General features: G+C 65.9%; 13 protein-coding genes. 9 read left to right on the top strand and 4 right to left on the bottom strand.

The genetic code is table 11. The features are described from left to right. Positions 1 to 46: 46 nt before the first annotated feature. Entirely contained in the window at positions 47 to 1,702 is a 1,656-nt protein-coding gene (gene ettA, locus KAK09_RS02630) for an energy-dependent translational throttle protein EttA (RefSeq protein ID WP_210877261.1), read from the top strand. Between the two features lie 222 nt (positions 1,703 to 1,924). Here the strand turns inward: ettA and rlmJ are convergent, their stop codons facing one another. Beyond that, positions 1,925 to 2,719: a 23S rRNA (adenine(2030)-N(6))-methyltransferase RlmJ gene (rlmJ, locus tag KAK09_RS02625; protein WP_210877260.1), complete on the bottom strand. Its 795-nt coding sequence runs from the start codon at positions 2,717 to 2,719 to the stop codon at positions 1,925 to 1,927. Positions 2,720 to 2,773: 54 nt separating this feature from the next. Here rlmJ and KAK09_RS02620 point away from each other — a divergent pair, with 54 nt between their 5' ends. Together KAK09_RS02620 and KAK09_RS02615 are read left to right on the top strand one after the other, a co-directional pair. Continuing rightward, positions 2,774 to 3,934 carry a pyridoxal phosphate-dependent aminotransferase gene (locus KAK09_RS02620; RefSeq protein ID WP_210877259.1) on the top strand — a complete coding sequence of 387 codons (1,161 nt, stop codon included), beginning with the start codon at positions 2,774 to 2,776 and terminating at the stop codon, positions 3,932 to 3,934. A gap of 163 nt (positions 3,935 to 4,097) precedes the next feature. Then, positions 4,098 to 4,691: an HD family hydrolase gene (locus KAK09_RS02615; RefSeq protein WP_210877258.1), complete on the top strand. Its 594-nt coding sequence runs from the start codon at positions 4,098 to 4,100 to the stop codon at positions 4,689 to 4,691. Between the two features lie 13 nt (positions 4,692 to 4,704). Here the strand turns inward: KAK09_RS02615 and KAK09_RS02610 are convergent, their stop codons facing one another. Then, positions 4,705 to 5,016, bottom strand: a complete 312-nt coding sequence (locus tag KAK09_RS02610; protein ID WP_210877377.1) for a hypothetical protein — start codon at positions 5,014 to 5,016, stop codon at positions 4,705 to 4,707. Positions 5,017 to 5,151: 135 nt separating this feature from the next. Continuing rightward, complete coding sequence (locus tag KAK09_RS02605; protein WP_210877257.1) at positions 5,152 to 6,870, bottom strand: trypsin-like peptidase domain-containing protein; 1,719 nt, start codon at positions 6,868 to 6,870, stop codon at positions 5,152 to 5,154. Positions 6,871 to 7,024: 154 nt separating this feature from the next. Between KAK09_RS02605 and KAK09_RS02600 the strand changes: the two genes are divergently transcribed. The 6 genes from KAK09_RS02600 to rpmG all read left to right on the top strand — a co-directional run bounded on the left by KAK09_RS02600 (position 7,025) and on the right by rpmG (position 14,489). Further along, positions 7,025 to 7,954, top strand: a complete 930-nt coding sequence (locus KAK09_RS02600; RefSeq protein WP_210877256.1) for a glycine--tRNA ligase subunit alpha — start codon at positions 7,025 to 7,027, stop codon at positions 7,952 to 7,954. Then, positions 7,954 to 8,475, top strand: coding sequence for a DUF6446 family protein (locus KAK09_RS02595; RefSeq protein ID WP_210877255.1), 522 nt, complete (start codon positions 7,954 to 7,956; stop codon positions 8,473 to 8,475). Before KAK09_RS02600 ends, KAK09_RS02595 begins: the two co-directional genes overlap by 1 nt. A gap of 3 nt (positions 8,476 to 8,478) precedes the next feature. Then, positions 8,479 to 10,686: a glycine--tRNA ligase subunit beta gene (gene glyS, locus KAK09_RS02590; protein ID WP_210877254.1), complete on the top strand. Its 2,208-nt coding sequence runs from the start codon at positions 8,479 to 8,481 to the stop codon at positions 10,684 to 10,686. A 190-nt stretch (positions 10,687 to 10,876) separates the two neighbouring features. Further along, a complete protein-coding gene (locus tag KAK09_RS02585; protein WP_336244409.1) occupies positions 10,877 to 13,417 on the top strand; it encodes a putative PEP-binding protein in 2,541 nt (846 codons plus the stop codon). 171 nt (positions 13,418 to 13,588) lie between these two features. Next, positions 13,589 to 14,203 (top strand): cell wall hydrolase, encoded by a 615-nt coding sequence (locus KAK09_RS02580; RefSeq protein WP_247651006.1) that lies wholly within the window; start codon positions 13,589 to 13,591, stop codon positions 14,201 to 14,203. Between the two features lie 118 nt (positions 14,204 to 14,321). Then, positions 14,322 to 14,489 (top strand): 50S ribosomal protein L33, encoded by a 168-nt coding sequence (gene rpmG / locus KAK09_RS02575; RefSeq protein ID WP_007799108.1) that lies wholly within the window; start codon positions 14,322 to 14,324, stop codon positions 14,487 to 14,489. A gap of 136 nt (positions 14,490 to 14,625) precedes the next feature. Here rpmG and pgi read toward each other — a convergent pair whose 3' ends face one another. After that, positions 14,626 to 16,206, bottom strand: coding sequence for a glucose-6-phosphate isomerase (pgi, locus tag KAK09_RS02570; protein ID WP_210877252.1), 1,581 nt, complete (start codon positions 16,204 to 16,206; stop codon positions 14,626 to 14,628). Positions 16,207 to 16,208 lie beyond the last annotated feature (2 nt).

Genomic DNA, 16,208 nt, shown 5'->3' with positions numbered 1-16,208 from the left:
TTATCACCGCGATCAATCACGAAATTCCCTCACGGAGCGGCACATCATGGCAGCCTATCAATATGTCTATCACATGCAGGGGGTCTCGAAGACCTATCCGGGCGGCAAGAAATGCTTTGAGAACATCAACCTGAACTTTCTTCCCGGCGTGAAGATCGGCGTTGTCGGCGTCAATGGCTCGGGGAAATCCACGCTGATGCGGATCATGGCCGGGATGGACAAGGACTACTCCGGCGAGGCCTGGGCGGCACAGGGCGCCAAGGTGGGCTATCTGCCGCAGGAGCCGCATCTGGACGACAACCTCGATGTGCGCGGCAACGTGATGCTGGGCGTGGCCGCGAAAAAGGCCAAGCTCGACCGCTTCAACGAACTGGCGATGAACTACAGCGACGAGACCGCCGACGAGATGGCGCAGTTGCAGGACGAGATCGACAGCCAGAATCTCTGGGATCTCGACAGTCAGGTCGATATTTCGATGGAGGCGCTGCGCTGTCCGCCCGATGATGCCGCCGTCTCGACCCTCTCGGGCGGCGAGCGGCGCCGGGTGGCGCTCTGCAAGCTCTTGCTCGAAGCGCCCGAGATGCTGTTGCTGGACGAGCCGACCAACCACCTCGACGCCGAAACCATCGCCTGGCTGCAACAGCATCTGATCGCCTACAAGGGCACGATCCTGATCGTCACCCACGACCGCTATTTCCTCGATGATATCACCAGCTGGATTCTGGAATTGGACCGCGGCCGCGGCATCCCCTATGAGGGCAATTACTCGGCCTGGTTGGAGCAAAAGGCCAAGCGCCTGATGCAGGAGGCGCGCGAGGACAAATCCAAGCAAAAGACACTGGAACGCGAACTGGAATGGATGCGCCAGGGCGCCAAGGCGCGGCAGGCCAAGCAAAAGGCCCGGATCAACGCCTATAACGAGCTTGCCGGCCAATCCGAGCGCGAGCGTATCGGCCGCGCCCAGATCGTCATTCCCAATGGCCAGCGCCTTGGCAACAAGGTGATCGAGGTCAACGGCCTGCGCAAGGCGATGGGCGACAAGCTGTTGATCGAGGATCTCACCTTTTCCTTGCCGCCCGGCGGCATTGTCGGCGTGATCGGTCCCAACGGGGCGGGCAAATCCACGCTTTTCAAGATGCTGACGGGGCAGGAACAGCCCGATGCCGGCACCATCGAATTTGGCGACACGGTGCAGCTGTCCTATGTCGATCAGTCGCGCGACGATCTCAAACCCGATGATAACGTCTGGGAGGCGATTTCCGGCGGGGCCGAGGTGATCGTGCTGGGCGACGCCCAGATGAATTCCCGCGCCTATTGCGGGGCGTTCAATTTCAAGGGCGGCGACCAGCAGAAAAAGGTCTCGCTGCTGTCGGGGGGCGAACGCAACCGCGTCCACATGGCGCGCCTGCTGAAAGAGGGCGGCAACGTGCTGCTGCTTGACGAGCCGACCAATGACCTCGACGTCGAAACCCTGCGCGCGCTGGAAGACGCGCTGATGGATTTCGCCGGCTGCGCCGTGGTCATCTCGCACGACCGCTTTTTCCTCGACCGCATCTGCACGCATATTCTGGCCTTCGAGGGCGAGGCGCATGTGGAATGGTTCGAGGGCGATTTCTCGGCCTATGAAGAAGACAAGAAGCGCCGCCTGGGGCCGGACGCGCTCGAGCCGAAGCGGGTGAAGTATAAGAAGTTCGTGAGGTAAAGGCGGCGCTAGTGTTCGCCACCTGACATAAGTTACCCGGTATTGAGCAGGCGCGCCATGTTTGCGGAATCTAGAATGCCAGGGGCGTTGAATGGCCTTGCGCTGACGCTGGCCTCCTGCCCCCCCGCGCGGCTCATCCCTCAATTGGGAATGTCCATGCGGGTCATCAACGGACACTTTGCAGCCGCTTTGCACCGGGTATATTGCGTCAGGGGGCGAACGCTAGGGGCGCTTGCGGGCGGTCCCGGCAAAGACGGTGCGGCCAAGGCGCGCCGTCTCTTCGGCAAGGCCGTAGGGCGGGTTGACCACGAAAAGGCCCGACCCCACCATGCGGTGGCCCTCGCGCACGGGGGGGAAGCGGACCTCGTGGCAGAGCGCCCCGGGGAACGTGGTGCCGAGACGGTCGAGCATGGGGCGGTGGATGTCGGAGATCAGGATCGGATACCACAACGCCAGCACCCCCACGTTCCACTTGCGCGCGATGCGGGCGAAGGCGGCGGGGATGGTGTCGTATTCGGCCTTCACCTCGTAGCTCGGGTCGGCCAGAAGCAGCCCCCGTCGCGGATCGGGCGGGCAGAGCGAGAGGGCCATCCCGAACCCGTCCTGCTGGCGGATCTGCGGGTGAAACGGGGCGAGGTTGCGTAGCAGAAGCGCGTGCTCGCCGGGGTGCAGTTCAGCAAGGTGGATCCGGTCGGAGACGCGCAGGGACTGCGCGGCGATGAGCGGCGAGCCGGGATAGGCGGCGGGGCCATGGGCGGCGCGCGTCCTGTCGAGAACCCGGCGATAGGGGTGGTCCGCGGGCAGGCGCGTCTCGAGGCGGGCGATGCCCGCTGCCGCCTCGCCGGTCCTGAGAGCGGCGGGGTCGCCCAGATCGTAGAGCCCGCGCCCGGCATGGGTCTCGATATAGCTGAGCGGCTTGTCCTTGGCGGTGAGATAGTCGAGCATCCACGCAAGCACCGCGTGCTTGTGGACATCGGCGGGGTTGCCCGCGTGGTAATGGTGCTGATAGCTGAGCATGATCCCCGGTAGCAGGTGCCGCCGCTCCGGGAAAGATGGCAGGGAGGGATGGGCATGATCTTTGCGGATGGAATGGCGCGGCTGGGGACGGAATCGGCCTTTACCGTGCTTGCGCGCGCACAGGCACTGGCGTCGGAGGGGCGCGATATCATCAATCTCGGCATCGGCCAGCCCGATTTCCCGACCCCGCCGCATATCGTCGAGGCGGGCATCAAGGCGCTGCGCGACGGGCATCACGGCTATACCCCCGCCAACGGCATTCCGGCGCTGCGCGAGGCGGTGGCCGCCGACCTGCACCGCAGGCATGGTGTCGAGGTCAATCCCGACAACGTGGTTGTGGTGCCGGGCGGCAAGCCGACGATGTTCTTTGCGGTGCTGATGTTCGGGCAGGCGGGGGCCGAGATCATGTATCCGGATCCCGGATTCCCCATCTACGAATCGGTCATTCGCTATTCCGGGGCAACGCCGGTGCCGATGGCGCTGAAGGAAGTGAACGGGTTTGCGTTCGACGCCGAAACGGTGCTGGCGCAGATCACGCCCCGGACCCGGCTGATCATCATCAACAGCCCCGCCAATCCCACCGGCGGCGTCACGCCGCGCGCAGAGGTTGACAAGTTCGTCGCGGGTCTCGCCGATCATCCTCATGTGGCGGTGCTGTCCGACGAGATCTACAGCCGCATGCTCTATGACGGTCGCGAGCATGTGAGCCTGCTGCAATACCCGTCGATCCGCGACCGGCTGATCGTCCTCGACGGTTGGTCCAAGACCTATGCCATGACCGGCTGGCGGCTGGGTTATGCGGTCTGGCCTGACGCGGCGGTGGGGCATGCGACGCGGCTGTGCATCAACGATCATTCCTGCGTCAACGCGGCGGCCCAATATGCGGGTCTGGCGGCGCTGACCGGGCCGCAGGACGCGGTGGCCGATATGATGGCGGCGTTCGACGCGCGGCGGCGGCTGATCGTCAAGGCATTGAACAGCCTGCCGGGGATGCGCTGCACCGATCCGGGCGGGGCGTTCTATGCGTTCCCGAACATTGAGGGCACGGGGATGAGCGCGATGGAGGCGCAGAACCGGTTTCTCGACGAGGCGGGGGTGGCGACGATCGCGGGCACATCCTTTGGCGCAGGCGGAGAGGGGTTCCTGCGATTTTCCTATGCGAATTCCGCCGAGAATATCGCGCGTGCCATTGATCGGATCGGGGCGATCCTGTGACGGGGCGCGCGCGCCCCGGCCTGCCCGGTTGCGCGCGCGCTTTGAAAATCCATCGCAAGCCCGCTAGAGCGCGTCGCGCCTGTTCGGATCCAAGCCCGAGACGGGTATTTCCAATCCAATGCGACATGCTCTAATCAGGGGCACCGCATGACCCGGAGGCCCCATGCCGCAACCCCGCGCCTGGCAAAAGATGCTCTCGGGCCGCAGGCTCGACCTGCTTGACCCGACCCCTGTCGATATCGAGATCGAGGATATTGCGCACGGACTCAGTTTCGTCGCTCGCTGGAACGGGCAGACGTTGGGCGATTTTCCCTATTCGGTGGCCGAGCATTCGCTGCTGGTCGAGCGGCTTTATGCCCGATTGACGCCGCGCGCGCCCGCGAAATGGCGGCTGGCGGCGCTGCTGCATGACGGGCCGGAATATGTGATCGGGGACATGATCTCGCCGGTGAAGAATGCGGTGGGGCCGGGCTATGACTCGCTGGATCAGCGGCTTGCCGCAGCGATTCACATCCGCTTTGGCCTGCCTGCGGTGATTCCGGCGGCGATCAAGAAACAGATCAAACGCGCGGACAAGATCAGCGCCTGGATGGAAGCCACGGAAATCGCAGGGTTTTCCGTGGTCGAGGCGGATCGATTCTTTGGCAAGCCCGATCGCGCGATGATCGAGGGGCTGGCGCTGACCCTGCGCCCGCCGGTCGAGACGCGCGCGGCCTATCTGGCACGGCACGCGACCTTGATGGCGGAGTTGGGCTGAACGCGCGCCGGGATCAGTAGATGTCGCGGCCCCCGCGGATGGCGATATAGGTGGGGCATTCGGGGCGCGCGGTGTTGATGATGAGATACCACACCACCTCGCCCGGCCGTCCGGTGCGCGAATATTCACAACCAGAGGGATGCGTCCACCACTGGCCCGCGTGATCGGCGGGGGGCATCACCTTGCTCGTGCCGCCGAAAATGGCCGTTTTATAGCCGCCATATGGCTGCTGCTGCGCGGCGGCCATCGGGGCGGCCAGGCAGAGCGCGGCAAGGGCAGGGCCGGCAAGGGCAGGGCCGACAAGGGCGAAAAGGGGTCTGGTCATGGCGTGTGCTCTGTGTTCGTGACGGGACCGCTGCGGGCGCGCCATACGCCGCGCGGCAGGCAGGACCCGATGACGCCAGCCCTGGTGGGCAAGCGCAGGCCGGGTTCATGTCAGGAAAACGGCGTTTGCAGAAAATTATTCCCAACAGCTGACGAGAACGGTCATGTCAGAGGCCCGGTTGGTCAGCGCCTCGGCCGAGAGATCCATGGTTTCGCGCGTGGTGAGCGCCGTGATGCCGCCTTTTGCCAGAACCTCTTGCAAGGCGCCGTTGGTGGCCGCGAAACTGACCCCTTCGGGCAGGGTCCGGCCTTCGGGGGCACCGGGCACAAGCATCCCCAGCACCGCCCCGCCCGCATCGACCAGCGGCCCGCCCAGATCCCCGTCCATCGCCGCCAGCGCCAGTCGCTTGAGATGCGCCTCGCCGGCCAGTCCGCGCAGTTCCGCGATTTGCCCGAAGGTGACGCTTGGCGCGTCCAGAAGGCCCCCGAAGGAATAGCCTGCCACGGCGACTGGCGACAACAGGCGCGGCGCGGCCTCCTGAAACTGGGCCACGCGCATCGGCGCGAGCCGCTCGCGCGGGCGCAGGATGGCGATGCCAAGTGTCTCGTCGACATGGAGGATATCGGCGCGGTGCGTTTCGTCCAGCGTGATCCGGCCACAGCCGCGCACCGCCCCGGCCGTGGTCAGCACGGCGCCGCGCTCGTCAACGTAGAACCCCGAACGCGCCAGCCGGGGGCGGCGTATCTCAAACCCCGAGATGAGGTCCATGCGCTGTGCCGTCGCCGGTGCGGCCACCGGGGCAAGCGTGCCGGGCAGGCGGGCAAAGCTCTGCTCCATCTCCGCCAGAAGCCGTATGCGCCTGTCTTCGTCGTCGTCGGGCCAGACAAGGGTAAAGCCCTTGATCTCTGAGCCCTCGAGCCAGACCCGCGTATGCGACACGATCCCGCCCCCGGCGCCAGTGAGGGTAAAGCCGTCGCGCTCAAGGCTGCGCGCGCCGGTCTCGGGCACGATTTCGAGCGTTTGCAGGATGTCGTAGAGCGCTTTCATCGTGGCGCGGTCGCCGGGCTGGCTGATGAGAAGCACCTGCGCGGAAAGATCGCCCGAGGCGGTGTAATGGGCGAAAGGCGGCTCATGCCTGTCGAGCGTCACCACGCCAAGGGGCAGCCGCATCTCGATCCCTGCCTGCGTGTCGCGCACGGTCTCAAGGCCAAGTCCCTCGAGCAGGGCATGATACTGGCGCAGCAGTTCGGCCCGCTGGCGCGTGCTCAGCACGCCCGTCGGCTCGAACCCGTTGCGCGCCTGCCAAGCGGCCATGGCGGCGCGGGTGCCGGGCCCGAAAGCGGCGTCGATCGCGCCCTGATAGACCCCGGCCCATTCCAGCGCGACCTGAAGGGCGGCGCGCTCTTCGTGGCTTAGCCTTGCCTCGCTGGCGCGTGCCTCGCGCGGGGATTCGTCCGGTTCGGGCGTGGCCACCTCGGGCAGCGGGGCGGGGGCCGCGCGCTCGGGCGTCCGCGTCCCCACGGGCCAGAACTGCTGTCCGTAATCAGAGGGCCGAGCGATATAGCTGTCGCGCGGGATCATCTCTCCGGCGCGGTAGAGATCAAGCACGCGCGCGGCCTCGTCCTCGGGGTAGGGGCCAAGCGCGATGGCATACCAGCCCCGGCCAAGCGCGAAGCCGTTCACATCGGGCAGATCACGCGCGTAGACGCGCACACGCGCCTGTGCCTCGGCCAGACTGGGCTGGGCCTCGATCTGCACGAAAACCACCCGCGCGCCCCCCGGGTCGTTCTGGGCGAGGGTGGCCATGGGCGCCGCAAACAGCATCACGACAAGGGCCGAAACGAAATGCTTCATGATACATCCTTGGGGTTTTGACGATCCACCGGGGCAATATGCGCCGGTTCTATCAAGATTCGCCCCCCTTGCACCCCCATTATGCACCACAAGCCGCGTTGACCATGCCCCGCGCCCGGCCTAGGTAGGGGCGGCAAAATCAGGGGCCTCTCGCATGACGGACAGCACGTTGAGACCGCGCAGCTTTCAGGAGATCATCCTGCGGCTTCAGAGCTATTGGGCGGGTCAGGGCTGTGCCATGTTGCAGCCTTATGACATGGAGGTGGGCGCAGGCACGTTCCATCCGGCGACGACGCTGCGCTCTCTGGGGTCGCGGCACTGGGCTGCGGCCTATGTGCAGCCCTCGCGGCGGCCCACCGACGGGCGCTATGGAGAGAACCCGAACCGCTTGCAGCATTATTATCAGTATCAGGTGCTGATCAAACCCTCGCCGCCTGATTTGCAGGCGCTCTATCTTGGCAGCCTCGCGGCCATCGGCATCGATCTGGCGCTGCACGACGTGCGCTTTGTCGAGGATGACTGGGAAAGCCCCACGCTCGGCGCGTGGGGGCTGGGCTGGGAGGTCTGGTGCGACGGCATGGAGGTGAGCCAGTTCACCTATTTCCAGCAGGTCGGCGGGCATGACTGCGCGCCGGTGCCGGGGGAGCTGACCTATGGGCTGGAGCGGCTGGCGATGTATGTGCTGGGCGCGGATCACGTGATGGACATGCCGTTCAACGACCCCGACGCGCCCATTCCGCTGACATATGGCGACGTGTTCCGCCAGACCGAGGAGGAGTATTCGCGCTTCAACTTCGATATTGCCGACACCGGCGTGCTCTTGCGGCATTTCGAGGAGGCCGAGGCCGAATGCGCCGCCATCCTCGCCGCCCCTGCGCAGGACCCCAAGACCGGCAAACGCATCGTCATGGCCCATCCCGCCTATGACCAATGCATCAAGGCGTCGCATATCTTCAACCTGCTCGACGCGCGCGGCGTCATCTCCGTGACCGAGCGACAGGCCTATATCGGCCGGGTGCGCGCGCTTGCCAAGCAATGCGCCGATGCGTTCGTGCAGACCGACGCCGGGGGCTGCGTAGGCTGATGGGCAAGATTCTGAGCATTGCCATTCTCGTCGCGGCGGTGATCGCCGGGGGCGGGATGTATTACCTTCAGGTCTATCACTTCTATGACGCGGTGCGGCTGGCCTCGGATGGTGGCGAGGTGGAGATGAAGATCACGCTGGCGGGCGGCGATGTCATCGATCTGCCGGTGCGTGATTTCCGCGCCATCGACGCCGACAGCTCTCCCATCCGCTTTCGCGCCTGTTTTACCGCGCAACTGCCGCAGGATGTGGGTCTTGTGCCCTATCCGGGGGCAGAGCCGCTGAATGCGCCGTCGTGGTTCGACTGTTTCGACGCCAAGGCGCTCGGGGCCGCGCTCGAGGGCGGGCGCGCGCGTGCTTACCTGGGCGAGGAGAACATCCGCTACGGCATCGACCGCATCATTGCCATCGCGCAGGACGGGCGCGGCTATGCCTGGCACCAGATCAACCGCTGCGGCGAGAAGGTCTTTGACGGCCAGACCGCGCCCGCGGATTGCCCCACGCCCCCGCAAGGAAACTGAGCCATGCCCGATCTGCTGATCGAACTTTTTTCCGAGGAAATCCCCGCCCGGATGCAGGCGCGGGCCGCCGATGACCTGCGCCGCCTGATGACCGAGGCGCTGGTCGAGGCGGGGCTGAGCTATGCCGGCGCGGCAGGTTTCGCCACGCCGCGGCGGCTCGCGCTGTCGGTGCAGGGGCTTTCGGCCGCCTCACCCACCCTGCGCGAGGAACGCAAGGGCCCGCGCGTGGATGCGCCAGAGGCGGCCATCGAGGGGTTTCTGCGCGGTGCGGGCGTTACCCGCGATCAGCTTGAGGCGCGCGACGACAAGAAGGGCACGTTCTACGTCGCCACGATCACGCGCGCGGGCCGTCCGGCGGCGGATATCGTGGCCGAGGCGCTCGAACAGGTGATCCGCAATTTCCCCTGGCCCAAGTCGATGCGCTGGGGCACGGGCACGCTTCGCTGGGTGCGCCCGCTGCATTCGATCCTGTGCATCCTCACCGACGAGGCGGGCGAGGCCAAGGTGGTGCCGGTCGAGATCGACGGGATCCGCGCGGGCAACACCACGCGCGGGCATCGTTTCATGGCCCCCGACGAATTTTCCGTCACCTCCTTCGACGATTACGAGGCGCGGCTGAAAGTGGCCCGCGTCATCCTGCGCGCCGAGGAGCGCGCCGAAATCATCCGGCAGGAGGCGGGCAATCTGGCCTTCGCCGCCGGTCTCGATCTGGTCGAGGATGCGGGCCTTCTGGAGGAAGTCGCGGGGCTGGTGGAATGGCCGGTGGTGCTGATGGGAGAGATCGGCGCGGCGTTTCTGGGCCTGCCGGCGGAGGTGTTGCAGACCAGTATGCGCGAACATCAGAAGTTCTTTTCGCTGCGGAATGCGGCGACGGGGCGGATCGAACGCTTTGTGACCGTTGCCAATATCGAGACGCCAGACCATGGCGCGACCATTCTGGCGGGCAATCAGAAGGTGCTGGCGGCGCGGCTGTCGGATGCGAAATTCTTTTGGGAAAATGACCTGCGCAGGGTGCGGGAAAAGGGTCTTGAGGGCATGGCCGAGGGGCTGCGCGACGTGACCTTCCACAACAAGCTGGGATCACAAGCCGACCGGGTGGCGCGCATCGCCGCACTGGCGCGCGAGATCGCCCCCATGGTGGGCGCCAAGCCCGATCTGGCGGCAGAGGCCGCGCGTGTGTGCAAGGCCGATCTGCAATCCGCCATGGTGGGCGAATTCCCTGAATTGCAGGGGCTGATGGGGCGGTATTACGCGCAGGCGGCAGGCCATGACGATGGCGTGCCGGAGGCCTGCGAAGAGCATTACAAACCCCTCGGTCCGGGCGACGCCGTGCCCTCCGCCCCGGTCTCGGTGGCCGTGGCGCTGGCCGACAAGATCGACACGTTGTGCGGGTTCTGGGCGATTGACGAGAAGCCCACCGGCTCGAAAGACCCCTACGCGCTGCGCCGGGCAGCGTTGGGGGTTATTCGGTTGGTGTTGGGGAATGGGGTGCGGTTTGATCTTTTCGATCCGCTATCTAACCAATTGGAGCGAAATGAAAAGTCGGCACACAATGTGAAAGAGGCAGACAGCGCAAGGGCAATTGATAAACTTAAGAAAGACATCGGTGGCGCAACTGTGGGTACGGTTAGCGTAAGAGCGCAATCCATTCGTATTATCAACGGCAGGAGAGTCCACGGGCGCGCGCCCGACCTCCTCGCCTTCCTCCACGACCGCCTCAAGGTCCATCTGCGCGACGAAGGCATCCGCCATGACGTGATCGACGCTTGTCTTGCGATGGAGGGCAATGACGACCTCACCCTGCTTGTCCACCGCGCCCGCGCGCTCAGTGATTTCCTCAAGACCGACGATGGCGAGAACCTGTTGCAAGGCTTCAAGCGGGCCAACAACATCCTGACACAGGCCGAGGAAAAAGACGGCGTGGAATATTCCTATGGCGCGGATGTGAAATTCGCCGAGACCGACGAGGAGCGCGCGCTCTTCGCCGCGCTCGACACCGCAGAACCGCAGATCGCCGCCGCCCTCACGTCCGAGGATTTCGCCGCCGCAATGTCCGCCATGGCCGCCCTGCGCGCGCCCATCGACGCGTTTTTCGATGCGGTGCAGGTCAATGTGGAGAGCGCCGTGATCCGCCGCAACCGCCTCAACCTTCTGAGCCGTATCCGCAGCATCTGCCTGCAAGCCGCCGATCTTGCGCGGCTGGAGGGGTAGGGCGGCCCGGCCATCCCCCATACCGTCTTCATCCCCGCGAGGGCGGGGATCTGTCAAAGTCGCGTGCCACTGTCGGGAGATCCTCGGGTCAAGCCCGAGGATGACGGGGGGGAGGGTGACAGGGCTTCCATCCTTCCCCTTGCCATATCATGCGCGCGGCGTATGGTGCGGGCAAAGGAAAGGTGCCGCAGTGCAGCAAGACGAAACCCACATCACCCTTATCACCCCGTCTGCCCCTGTGCATATCGCCACCCATGGCGGGCGGGCGAAATGCCTGCAACGGCTTGTGCGGCTTGATCTGCCGGTGCCGCGCACGATCGCGCTCTCCTTTACCGCCGTGCACCGGATCGCGGCGGGTGAGATGCCAGACATGGCGCGGCTGCTGGCGCCTTTCGGGGCGGGCAGGCTGCTTTGTGTGCGCCCGTCATCGGAGGATCCCGACTGGGGTGGGCCGGGGGCGGTGCTCAATATCGGGATCAACGATGCGCGCTTCGTCGAGTTGTCCGAGCAGATCGGCAAGCGTGCGGCTTCGGAAATCTACCTGCGTTTCGTGCAGGGCTATGCGATCCATGTGGCGCGGCTTGATCCGGATGTGTTCGACGATGTTGATGAGGATCCCGTGCGTGGCCTCTCTCAGGCGCTGCGCGCCTATGAGGACGAGACCGACGAGGCTTTTCCACAGGATCCTGGCATGCAGCTTGCCGAGGTGTTTCGCTCGATGGCGCGGGCATGGGAGGGCACGACCGCGCGTCTTCTGCGGCAGGCCAAGGGCGCGCCGGCCGATGCGGGGCTTGGCCTTGTGGTGCAGGAACTGGCGCTTGGGCTGGGGCCGGGCGAGAGCGGGTCTGGCGTCATGCAGCTAGTGGACAGCCGCACCGGCGCAGAGCAGATTACCGGACGCTACATGAGCCAGAGTCAGGGGCGCGACGCGCTGCGTGGCGGCTCGGATGCGCTGTATCTAGAACGCGATCCGCGCGGGCCGTCGTTGCAGGAGTTGGCGCCAAGGGCCTTTGACGAGATCCTCGCCCATACCCGCCTCATGCGCGAGAAGCTGCGCGAGGAGATGCAGGCCGAGTTCACCATCGAGGATGGCCGCGTCTGGATCCTCGACGGCCTGCGCGTGGCGCGCGGTGGGCGCGCGGCGGTGGCAATCGCGGTGCGGCTGGCCGAGGACCGGATCATTCCGCGCGAGGAGGCGCTGTTGCGGGTCGAGCCGCGCGCGCTGAACGAGCTTTTGCACCAGCAGGTGGACCCGGAGGCCCCACGCGACATCCTGGCCAGGGGGATCGCCGCCAGCCCGGGTGCGGCTTCGGGCAAGGTGGTGTTTTCGGCTGCCGAGGCGCAGGCGGCGGCGGCGCGTGGCGAACCTTGTGTTCTGGTGCGCCGCGAGACCAGCACCGAGGACATTCGCGGCATGCACGCCGCCCGTGCGGTGCTGACCGAACGTGGCGGGATCACCAGCCATGCCGCCGTGATCGGGCGCGGCATCGGGCTGCCCTGCGTTGTGGGGGCGTCGGAAATCCGTTTTCATACAAGGCGCAAGATGCTGACCATGCCCGACGGACGTGTGGTCAGGGCGGGCGAGACGATCACCATCGACGGCACCAACGGGCATATCCTCGCAGGAGAGGCGCCGCTGCTTGAGGCCGCGCGCGATGACGCCTTTCAGACGCTCATGGCCTGGGCGGACGAGTTTCGCGACATCGGCGTGCGGGCCAATGCCGACACGCCCGCCGATGCCGAGCTTGCCCGCAAGTTCAACGCACGCGGCATAGGGCTGTGCCGGACCGAGCACATGTTCTTCGAGGCCGATCGCCTGACGGTCATGCGCGAGATGATCTTTGCCGACACGAGCGCCGACCGCGCCGCCGTGCTCGAGCGTCTCTTGCCGATGCAACGCGCTGACTTCACAGAGCTTTTCCGAATCATGCAGGGGCAGCCGGTCTGTATCCGTCTGTTCGACCCACCGCTGCACGAATTCCTGCCCGCCGACCGTGCCGGGCATCTGCAACTGGCCGAAGCGCTGGACCTGCCGGTTTCCGACGTGACCCGGCGCGTCGAGGCGCTGGGGGAATACAATCCCATGCTGGGGATGCGCGGTGTGCGTCTGGGCATCACCATGCCCGAGATCTATGACATGCAGGCGCGGGCCATCTTCGAGGCGACGCTCGAGGCGAGCCGCGAGGGTGTGGCGGTGGTGCCAGAGATCATGATTCCTTTGGTCAGCGCGCGGCGCGAGGTGGAACTGGTCAAGACCCGCTTTGACGCGGTCGCCGCCGCCGTGCGCAACGAGACCGGGCGCGACTTTGCCTATCGGCTCGGGGTGATGGTCGAGACTCCGCGCGCGGCGCTGCGCGCGGGCGAGTTCGCGCCGCTGGTCTCGTTTCTCAGCTTTGGCACCAATGACCTCACGCAGATGACCTATGGTCTGTCGCGCGACGATGCGGGGCGCTTCATGTCGGCCTATGTGCAGCAGGGGGTTTACCCGGAGGATCCGTTCCATGTGCTCGATACCGACGGTGTGGGTGAGTTGTTGCGCATTGGCGCCGAGCGCGGGCGGGCGGCGAATCCGGATGTGACCCTCTCGATCTGCGGCGAGCATGGCGGCAATCCCGAATCCATCGGTTTTTGCCGGGAGGCGGGATTTACCTATGTCTCGTGCTCGCCGTTCCGGGTGCCGGTGGCGCGACTTGCTGCCGCACAGCTGGCGGTGCGCGACAAGATCAGGTAGGGACGGGCGCGCCTGACGCAAGATCGGATACGAATCAAGCGCGATTCCTGAAACAACCCTCTATCGGCAAAGCCTTGCCGATGGCGCGGGTGGACCTTTGCGGCCCTTTCCTCTAGATGCCCGTCGATGACGAGGTGGGCCAGTGGTCCGCCGAAGCCAAGGAGACGACGCATGAAACGGATGCTGTGGACCGCGGCGCTGGCTGCGGGGCTGACAGGGCCGGTGCTGGCGGAGACCCCCGTGACGCAACTGATGGCCCTTGAGACACGCGCGCTGCGCGCCATTCCGGGGGACCGCATGGCCAGCTTCATTACCCGCCCCGAGATCGGGATCGAGTATTCCCGCGACTGGCTGGAGCGCCAGCAGGTGGGCGCGCTGGACCCGGAGGCGCGCTGTCTTGCGGAGGCGCTTTACTTCGAGGCGCGCGGCGAGAGCGTGCGCGGCCAGTTCGCCGTGGCAGAGGTGATCCTGAACCGCGTCGATAGCGCCGCCTTTCCCGATACGGTCTGCGGGGTGATCAATCAGGGCACAGGGCGCAAGTTCCAGTGCCAGTTCACCTATACCTGCGACGGCAAGCCTGACCATATCGCCAACAAGGCCGCCTTCGATCAGGTGAGCCGGGTGGCGCGGCTGATGGTTGAGGGCGCGCCGCGGCGCCTGACCGACGGGGCGACACATTATCACACGCGCGCGGTCAACCCGACCTGGGCGCGCGTGTTCCCGCGCACGACCACGATCGGTGTGCACCATTTCTATCGCAAGCCGACACAGGTATCGCAGAACTGAGGCAGGGGAAACTCTGCCGGCGCGCCACAATCGCGGTTGACTCGGGCGCGCGCGCCAGTAAAAGGCGGGGTTCATGGGATATTCGCGGGTGCCCTGCATCCGCCGCAGGAGACGACACATGGCGAAGCCGACCACCATCAAGATCCGCCTCAACTCGACCGCGGGCACCGGGCATTTCTATGTCACGAAGAAAAACGCCCGCACCATGACCGAGAAGATGACGGTGCGCAAATACGACCCTGTCGTGCGCAAGCATGTCGAATACAAGGAAGGCAAGATCAAGTAAGGATCGCCTTTTCGTCCACGCCCCGCCGCCGCCGCGAGGGGCGCGTGTTCGTGACAGACCCGGCCCTTGTGGTCGGGTCTGTTGCGTCGGGGGCGTGCTGCATCGGGCGCGTCGCCTTGTCCTCGGGTGGTGGTGGTCAGGCTGTGCTGCCCCGGGCGAAATCCACCAAGGCGCGGGTAGAGCCATCCTTGGTCGAGGCATCCGCGCCGTCGAGCAGGGGGGCCAGCGCGAGGGCCAGTTCCTTGCCCAGCTCCACCCCCCATTGATCGAAGGAATTGATCCCGAGGGCGACCCCTTCGACGAAGACGCGGTGTTCATAGAGCGCGATGATCGCGCCAAGGCGGTGCGGCGTGAGCCGGTCGTAGATCAGCGTGGTCGAGGGCCGGTTGCCGGGAAAGACCCGATGTGCGGCTTGCCGGTCAAGCTCTGGTCCGGTGATGCCTTTGGCGCGCAGAAGCGCGCGCGCCTCTTGCAGTGTGCGCCCGCGCATCAGCGCCTCTGATTGCGCGAGGCAGTTGGCCACCAACAGCCGGTGGTGATGGGCGAGTGCCGGCTCGTGCCCCTGTGACGCCACCATGAATTCGCACGGGATCACGTCGGTGCCCTGATGGATGAGCTGGTAGAAGGCGTGCTGGCCGTTCGTGCCCGGCTCGCCCCAGACCACGGGGCCGGTGGGCATGTCAGTCGCCTCGCCGGCAAGGGTCACGCGCTTGCCATTCGATTCCATCTCAAGCTGCTGGAGATAGGCGGGCAGGCGGGCGAGGCGTTGATCATAGGGCAATACGGCGCGGGTGGCGTATCCAAGCGCCTGCCGGTGCCAGAGGCCGGTGAGGGCGAGCAGGACGGGCATGTTGGCGGCAAGGGGCGCGTCGCGGAAATGGCGGTCCATCGCCTCGGCCCCTTGCAGGAACTCGGTAAACCGCTCCGGGCCGATGGCGATCATCAAGGGCAGCCCGATCGGCCCCCAGACCGAATAGCGCCCGCCCACGTAATCGCCGAAGCCGAAGACGCGCGCGGGGTCGATCCCCCATTTGGCGGTGTGCTCCGTGGCCAAGGAGACAGCGGCCAGATGCGCGCCCGGATCGCGGCCATGGGAGATGAGCCAGTCGCGCGCGGTGGCGGCATTGGTCATGGTCTCGATGGTGGTGAAGGTCTTGGAGGCGATGATGAAAAGCGTGCGCGCGGGATCGAGGCCCGCCAGCGTGTCGCCGATATCGGCCCCGTCCACGTTGGAGACGAAATGGCAACGCGGCCCGTCATGGTAGGGCGCAAGCGCGCGGGTGGTCATTTCGGGGCCGAGATGTGAGCCGCCGATGCCGATATTGACCACGTCGCGCCAGCCATCGACGCGGATCTGGCGGGCAAACCCGGCCATCCGGGCGCGGGTGGCGCGGATGTCCCCGAGAATGTCGGTGCCGTCGAGCCTCAGCGCGTCGGAGGTCAGATCGCGCAGCGCAGTGTGGAGCACGGCGCGGCCTTCGGTCTCGTTGATCGCTTCGCCCGCAAACATCGCGGCGCGTCGCGCCTCCAGCCCTTGCGCGCGCATAAGGTCGAGAAGGGCGGCGCGGGCGCTTTCGGTCAGCGTGGTCTTGGCATAGTCGAAGAGCATCCCGTCGTGGCGCAGGGAGAAGGCGGCGGCGCGGTCGGGATCGTCGAAGAGCGTCAGGATGGCGCGGTCGCGCGTAGCCTTGGCTTCGGCTTTCAGCCTGTCCCACATGG

Source organism: Roseovarius autotrophicus, from assembly GCF_018069895.1.
Taxonomy (GTDB): domain Bacteria; phylum Pseudomonadota; class Alphaproteobacteria; order Rhodobacterales; family Rhodobacteraceae; genus Roseovarius; species Roseovarius autotrophicus.
Note: the sequence above shows the minus strand (reverse complement) of the source record. Positions and strands in the feature narration are given on the sequence as shown.

What these genes read in the sequence shown, in the direction of transcription:
- ettA (WP_210877261.1), top strand. Translation starts at nt 47, where the DNA reads ATGGCAGCCTATCAATATGTCTATCACATGCAGGGGGTCTCGAAGACC.
- rlmJ (WP_210877260.1), bottom strand. Translation starts at nt 2,719, where the DNA reads ATGCTCAGCTATCAGCACCATTACCACGCGGGCAACCCCGCCGATGTC.
- KAK09_RS02620 (WP_210877259.1), top strand. Translation starts at nt 2,774, where the DNA reads ATGATCTTTGCGGATGGAATGGCGCGGCTGGGGACGGAATCGGCCTTT.
- KAK09_RS02615 (WP_210877258.1), top strand. Translation starts at nt 4,098, where the DNA reads ATGCCGCAACCCCGCGCCTGGCAAAAGATGCTCTCGGGCCGCAGGCTC.
- KAK09_RS02610 (WP_210877377.1), bottom strand. Translation starts at nt 5,016, where the DNA reads ATGACCAGACCCCTTTTCGCCCTTGTCGGCCCTGCCCTTGCCGGCCCT.
- KAK09_RS02605 (WP_210877257.1), bottom strand. Translation starts at nt 6,870, where the DNA reads ATGAAGCATTTCGTTTCGGCCCTTGTCGTGATGCTGTTTGCGGCGCCC.
- KAK09_RS02600 (WP_210877256.1), top strand. Translation starts at nt 7,025, where the DNA reads ATGACGGACAGCACGTTGAGACCGCGCAGCTTTCAGGAGATCATCCTG.
- KAK09_RS02595 (WP_210877255.1), top strand. Translation starts at nt 7,954, where the DNA reads ATGGGCAAGATTCTGAGCATTGCCATTCTCGTCGCGGCGGTGATCGCC.
- glyS (WP_210877254.1), top strand. Translation starts at nt 8,479, where the DNA reads ATGCCCGATCTGCTGATCGAACTTTTTTCCGAGGAAATCCCCGCCCGG.
- KAK09_RS02580 (WP_247651006.1), top strand. Translation starts at nt 13,589, where the DNA reads ATGAAACGGATGCTGTGGACCGCGGCGCTGGCTGCGGGGCTGACAGGG.
- rpmG (WP_007799108.1), top strand. Translation starts at nt 14,322, where the DNA reads ATGGCGAAGCCGACCACCATCAAGATCCGCCTCAACTCGACCGCGGGC.
- pgi (WP_210877252.1), bottom strand. Translation starts at nt 16,206, where the DNA reads ATGTGGGACAGGCTGAAAGCCGAAGCCAAGGCTACGCGCGACCGCGCC.